This is a genomic window from Rhodococcus sp. EPR-157, assembly GCF_001647195.1.
Taxonomy (GTDB): Bacteria; Actinomycetota; Actinomycetes; order Mycobacteriales; family Mycobacteriaceae; genus Rhodococcoides.
The window spans coordinates 1-5,382 of sequence record NZ_LVCV01000100.1; the positions used below are offsets into that span (position 1 = coordinate 1).

Annotated in this window: 7 protein-coding genes; 4 read left to right on the plus strand and 3 right to left on the minus strand. The window is 62.8% G+C overall.

Annotated elements, in window-relative coordinates:
* Positions 1-489 (plus strand): molybdopterin-dependent oxidoreductase (locus tag A2J03_RS03940; protein ID WP_156520189.1); only part of this gene is annotated, 489 nt, incomplete at its 5' end.
* On the opposite strand, the gene A2J03_RS03945 is transcribed toward A2J03_RS03940, so the two are convergent.
* Both A2J03_RS03945 and A2J03_RS03950 read right to left on the minus strand, forming a co-directional pair.
* Complete coding sequence (locus A2J03_RS03945) at positions 476-1,417, minus strand: adenosine deaminase (protein ID WP_068369965.1); 942 nt, start codon at positions 1,415-1,417, stop codon at positions 476-478. The two genes, A2J03_RS03940 and A2J03_RS03945, sit on opposite strands and share 14 nt — an antisense overlap.
* 10 nt (positions 1,418-1,427) lie before the next feature.
* The gene (locus A2J03_RS03950) at positions 1,428-2,219 is read right to left on the minus strand and encodes an enoyl-CoA hydratase/isomerase family protein (RefSeq protein WP_068369968.1); all 792 of its coding nucleotides are present in this window, start codon (positions 2,217-2,219) and stop codon (positions 1,428-1,430) included.
* A gap of 85 nt (positions 2,220-2,304) precedes the next feature.
* Between A2J03_RS03950 and A2J03_RS03955 the strand changes: the two genes are divergently transcribed.
* Positions 2,305-3,450, plus strand: a complete 1,146-nt coding sequence (locus A2J03_RS03955; protein ID WP_068369972.1) for an acyl-CoA dehydrogenase family protein — start codon at positions 2,305-2,307, stop codon at positions 3,448-3,450.
* Positions 3,451-3,627: 177 nt separating this feature from the next.
* Here the strand turns inward: A2J03_RS03955 and A2J03_RS03960 are convergent, their stop codons facing one another.
* On the minus strand, positions 3,628-3,831 hold the full coding sequence (locus A2J03_RS03960; RefSeq protein WP_068369974.1) for a cold-shock protein: 204 nt from the start codon (positions 3,829-3,831) through the stop codon (positions 3,628-3,630).
* Positions 3,832-3,979: 148 nt separating this feature from the next.
* On the opposite strand from A2J03_RS03960, the gene A2J03_RS03965 reads away from it, so the two are divergent.
* Both A2J03_RS03965 and A2J03_RS03970 read left to right on the plus strand, forming a co-directional pair.
* Entirely contained in the window at positions 3,980-4,696 is a 717-nt protein-coding gene (locus tag A2J03_RS03965) for a GNAT family N-acetyltransferase (RefSeq protein WP_068369977.1), read from the plus strand.
* A 9-nt stretch (positions 4,697-4,705) separates the two neighbouring features.
* The coding region (locus A2J03_RS03970; RefSeq protein ID WP_068369980.1) for a glutathione S-transferase C-terminal domain-containing protein at positions 4,706-5,382 on the plus strand (677 nt) is incomplete at its 3' end.

Genomic DNA, 5,382 nt, shown 5'->3' on the forward strand with positions numbered 1-5,382 from the left:
CTTCCCGTCGAACACGGCTACCCGGCGCGGCTGGTGGTGCCGGGTCTCTACGGCTATGTCTCGGCGACCAAATGGGTCACCGACCTCGAAGTCACCCGGTTCGACAAGGCCACCGCCTACTGGACCGACCGCGGCTGGAGCGAACTGGGCCCGATCAAGACGGCCTCACGGATCGACACTCCGAGGTCCGGCAGTGCCGTCAGTGCAGGCCCACTCGTCATCGCCGGCGTTGCGTGGAAGCAACACACCGGGATCGCCGGCGTCGACGTACAGATCGACGAGGGCGATTGGATTCCCGCCGAACTGTCCGAGGAATACTCGGTCGACACCTGGCGCCAATGGACATATCGATGGGATGCGACGCCGGGCGATCACACCATCCGCGCCCGCGCCACCGACCGAACCGGCGACATCCAGACATCGACGACGGCGGATACCGTTCCCGACGGCGCCACCGGCTACCCCACAGCGTTCGTCACCGTGAAGTGAAAGACGCCTTGATCGAGTTGTCGTGCAGTATCTCTCGTTCACGCTCGGTCAAACCGAGCTTGTCGACGAGAGCATCGAAATTGTCGTCGACGTAGCCGCCGAAGTAGGCCGGATCGTCGGAGTTCACGGTCACGATCAGTCCGCGTTCGATCATCTGTCGAATCGGATGGTCGGCAAGATCGTCGTAGACCTTGAGACGCACATTCGACAACGGGCAGACCGTCAGCGGGATCTCCTCCTCGACAAGACGATTCACCAGCGCATCGTCTTCGAGGCAGCGGACACCGTGGTCGATACGCTCGACACCGAGAAGATCGAGAGCCTCCCAGATGTACTCGGCAGGCCCTTCCTCCCCCGCATGCGCGACGACATGCAGTCCCTCGGCACGTGCCTTCGCGAACACATCGACGAACAACGACGGCGGAAACCCTGCTTCGGCGGAATCCAGCCCGAGCCCGATGATCGGCGCGTCCAACGCCAGCAGATCGTCCAGCAACTTGTTGGCATGCAGCACCGGCTGGTCCCGCAGGATCGACGCGATCAACCCGCTCGTGACCCCGAACTCTCGCTCGCTCGACGACGACGCATCGGCCAACCCCTCGACGACGGCCTCCAACGAGACACCCCTCGATGTGTGCGCCTGCGGATCGAAGAAGATCTCCGCATGCGTTACACCGCCCGCCGCGGCCCGCCGGAAGTAGGCACGCGCCAGGTCGGCGAAGTCCTCGGCAGTTCGGAGCACAGAAGTATTGGCGTAGTACAAGTTCAGAAACGACTGTAGGTCCGTGAACTCGTACAACCCCCGCAGCTCGTCGATGTCCCCATACGGCAACGTGATCCCGTTCCGCTCGGCGAACTCGAAGATCTGCGGGGGCTCGAGCGAACCCTCGATGTGCATGTGCAGTTCAGCGAGGGGCAGCGTAGTCATCCCAACGATTCTACCGACCGGTGTAGGTGGCCTTACCCGGGCCGTCGGCCAGAAAACTCTTCACCGCACCGCGAAGGTCATCCGTCGCGAACAACGCCCCGGACACCTCGGAGGTGATCTCGTCAGCGTGTGCGATACCACCCGAACGCCACGCTGCCACAATCTTTTTGGTGGCAGCGTGAGCCACCGTCGGACCGGCGGCCAACCGCTCGGTCAGGGAACGGGCCATCTCGTCGAGATTGTCTTCGATGGCGTTGACGACGCCCCACTCCTTCATCGTCTGGGCGTCGTAGAGGTCTCCCGTCATGACGAGCTCGCGTGCTCGTCCCGATCCGGCGCGCTCGGCGAGACGTTGCGGACCGCCCATCGACGGAGTCAATCCGACGACCGTTTCCACGAGACCGAACTTCGCCTTCGGGCTCGCGAGGATGATGTCGCAGGCGAGGGATATCTCGAACGCGGCCGTCAGCGTCAGACCGTGCGCGGCGTAGACCACCGGGCAAGGCAGGGCTTCGAGTGGGTGCGCGATGCCGGCGAACAGTTCGCGCCACAGATCGGCGCCCTGCTGCGCGGTGAGTCCATCGAAGACGTGGACATCGACGCCCGCGGAGTTCACCTTGCCCTCGGCGCGCAGCAGCACAGCACGGGGAGGATTCGCGGTCAGATCGGCAACATTCGCCGTCACCGCGTCGAACATCGCCTGATCGAAAAGGTTGAGCGGTCCGTGGTCGAAGGTCAGGACGGCAACCTCGGCGCCGGCATCCGTGGTGTACCTGACGAGTGAAGTGGGTTGGTCAGCCATGAGTGTCAGAGTGCCATACGCTGCGCGAGCCGCAGTTACCGGCGAGTAATGTCCGGTTGAATTACCGCTACCTGGAGGAACACACATGAAGCGCACCCTGTTCGACGCAGATCACGACGCATTCCGAGAATCCGCCCGCGAGTTCGTCGCTCGCATGATCACACCTCGCGAAGAGAAGCTCATCGAGCAGCGGTTCATCGACCGCGACATCTGGCTCGAAGCCGGCCGCAACGGTTTCCTCGGCCTGGAGGTGCCGGAAGAGTACGGCGGCAGCGGCGCAGAAGACTATCGCTTCAACGCCGTCCTCGGTGAGGAGCTCGCTCGTTCGAGCGCCGCAGTGGCGTCGTGTTTCGGTATCCACGTCGACATCGTTGCGCCGTACCTTGTCAAGCTCACCACCGAAGAGCAGAAGAAGCGGTGGCTGCCGGGATTCTGCAGCGGCGAGTTGTTGACCGCGATCGCCATGACCGAACCGTCGGGTGGATCCGACCTGGCCGCGCTGAAGACCACCGCGGTCAAGGACGGCGACGACTTCATCATCAACGGTTCGAAGACGTTCATCACCAATGGCAACAGCGCCGACCTGGTGATCGTCGCTACTCGGACGACGCCGGAGAAGAAGGCAAAGGGAATCACGCTGTTCGCCGTCGAGAACGGCACCGAGGGCTTCTCGCGCGGCCGCAAGCTCGACAAGGTGGGTCAGCCCGAGTCCGACACTGCAGAGCTGTTCTTCGAGAACGTACGGGTGCCGTCGGCCAATATGATCGGTGAATTCGATGGCGGCTTCATCCACATGATGCAGCTGTTGCCCCAGGAACGCATCAGCTGTGCGGTCGCCAACCTCGGCCAGACGCGCCCGATCCTCGACGAGACGATCCAGTACGCAAAGGACCGCAAAGCATTCGGTCAGCAGATCGGCTCACTGCAGTGGAACAAATTCCTGCTCGCCGAACTTGTCACCAAACTCGATGTGGCACAGGCGTTCGTGGACAACTGCATCGACGCACACTGCAGGGGTGAGCTCACCGCGATCGATGCAGCCAAGGCGAAATGGTGGACCTCGCAGGTCCAGAACGAGATTCTCGACCACTGCGTCCAGCTACACGGCGGCTACGGATTCATGAACGAGTACCGAGCCGCCCGCGCATGGAAGGACGCTCGGGTCACCAAGATCTGGGCCGGGTCCAACGAGATCATGAAGGAACTCATCGGCCGGGACCTGGGCTTGTAACTAGTGGCGTGGTTATGTGTCCTCTGGTGCACATAACCACGCCACTGGGCCGGAGGCCCGAACAGCACGAAGGCCGGATACTCAGGAATTTCTTCCTATGTATCCGGCCTTCGAGAAACCTCAACTGAAGACAGCGTCAAGCCGTCAGCAATTTCGGGTGGCGATCCTTTTAGGGGATCAGATAGCGCGAACGCCTGTGGCCTGGGGGCCCTTCTGGCCCTGGCCGACCTCGAACTCCACGCGCTGACCCTCGTCGAGTGACTTGAAGCCAGTTCCCTGGATCTCCGAGTAGTGAACGAACACGTCAGGTCCGCCACCGTCCTGCTCGATGAAGCCGAAGCCCTTTTCGCCGTTGAACCACTTAACACTGCCCTGCGTCATACCGTAAACCTTCTGTAGCGAGCTGGACCTTCACGTCGAAGCTCCAATCTCATTTCCTGATCATGCCATCCAAACGCTCAATGCGATACGTCGGGGGCAAAAAAAATCGATAGCTCGGTTTTTCAGGCGGCGCGATAGCCTGTTCGAGGTGGATTCACATCATCACGACATCATCCGCCTCGCGTGGTCGCGGCGCCTCGGCCTGGAGGATTCGGCACTACGCCCCTCCCACCGTCACATCGAGATCGACGACAATGCGACGTCCGTCACATTCGTTCGTCTCGGCGACGCGAGCGCCCTCATCGGACCCGAAAGCGTGGTGTCCGCATCGCCGAACTCGTGGGCATCGAGATACACGGACGACGAACGGTCCGAGCGCGGAGTACTCGGAGCGGTAGGCGCCGGACGCAGCCACGGCCCGATACTTCTGTACTTCGCCGGCGACATCGGCACGAGCATCGACCGTCACGACCCGCTGATCTCGCACGAACTGTCCCACGTGCTCGCACTCGAAGCCCTGTGCGCTCCCGACGACGTCATCGCAGCCGAACTGACCCGCAAGCGATCGTGGTTCACGGTGCTCGGCGACGACGAACCAGCCGAGACCGCTGCGCCGCTCGCGACCGCTGCCTACCTGGAATGGGAGGGCGTGCTCGCCGACCTCGGCGTGCTGACTGCGCCCGGTGCCCGACGGCAGGGCAACGGTCAGGTCGTCGCGCGCCTGGCCACCAACGATGCCTTCGACGAGGGCATGATTCCGCAGTGGCGCACCAACTCCGAGAACGGAACGTCCCGACGCCTCGCCGCACGGCTGGGTTACGAGGAATGGGGCGTGTTCGTGTCGGTCGAGCTCTCCGGTCCGTAGGTTGAAGGTATGACGTATGTCGAGAACGGTGAGGAATTCACGCGCGACACCAACTACATCGAAACGCGCATCACCGCGGACGGTCGCGACGGCTATCCCGTCGAGCCCGGCCGCTACCGGCTGATCGCCGCGCGCGCGTGCCCGTGGGCGCATCGGTCGATCATCGTGCGGCGGCTACTCGGCCTGGAAAGTGCAATCTCACTTGGCATTCCGGGCCCGACCCACGACCCCCGCAGCTGGAACTTCGAGGAAGAACCGGGCGGAGTCGATGCGGTGCTGCAGATCCCGCGATTGCAGGACGCCTACTTCGCCCGCTTCCCCGACTATCCGCGCGGCATCACCGTGCCCGCGTTCGTCGACATCGAGACGGGCAAGGTGGTCACCAACAATTACCCACAGATGACGCTCGACATGTCGACCGAGTGGACGCAGTACCACCGCGACGGCGCTCCCACCCTGTACCCCGAAGCGCTGCGCGGGGAGATCGACGAGGTCGCGGAAAGAGTATTCCGCGAGGTGAACAATGGCGTCTACCGATGCGGGTTCGCCGGATCACAGAAGGCATACGACGAGGCCTACGACCGTCTGTTCAGTGCCATGGACTGGCTCGTCGAACGACTCACGAACCAGCGCTATCTCGTCGGCGACACGATCACCGAGGCCGACGTGAGACTCTTCACGACGCT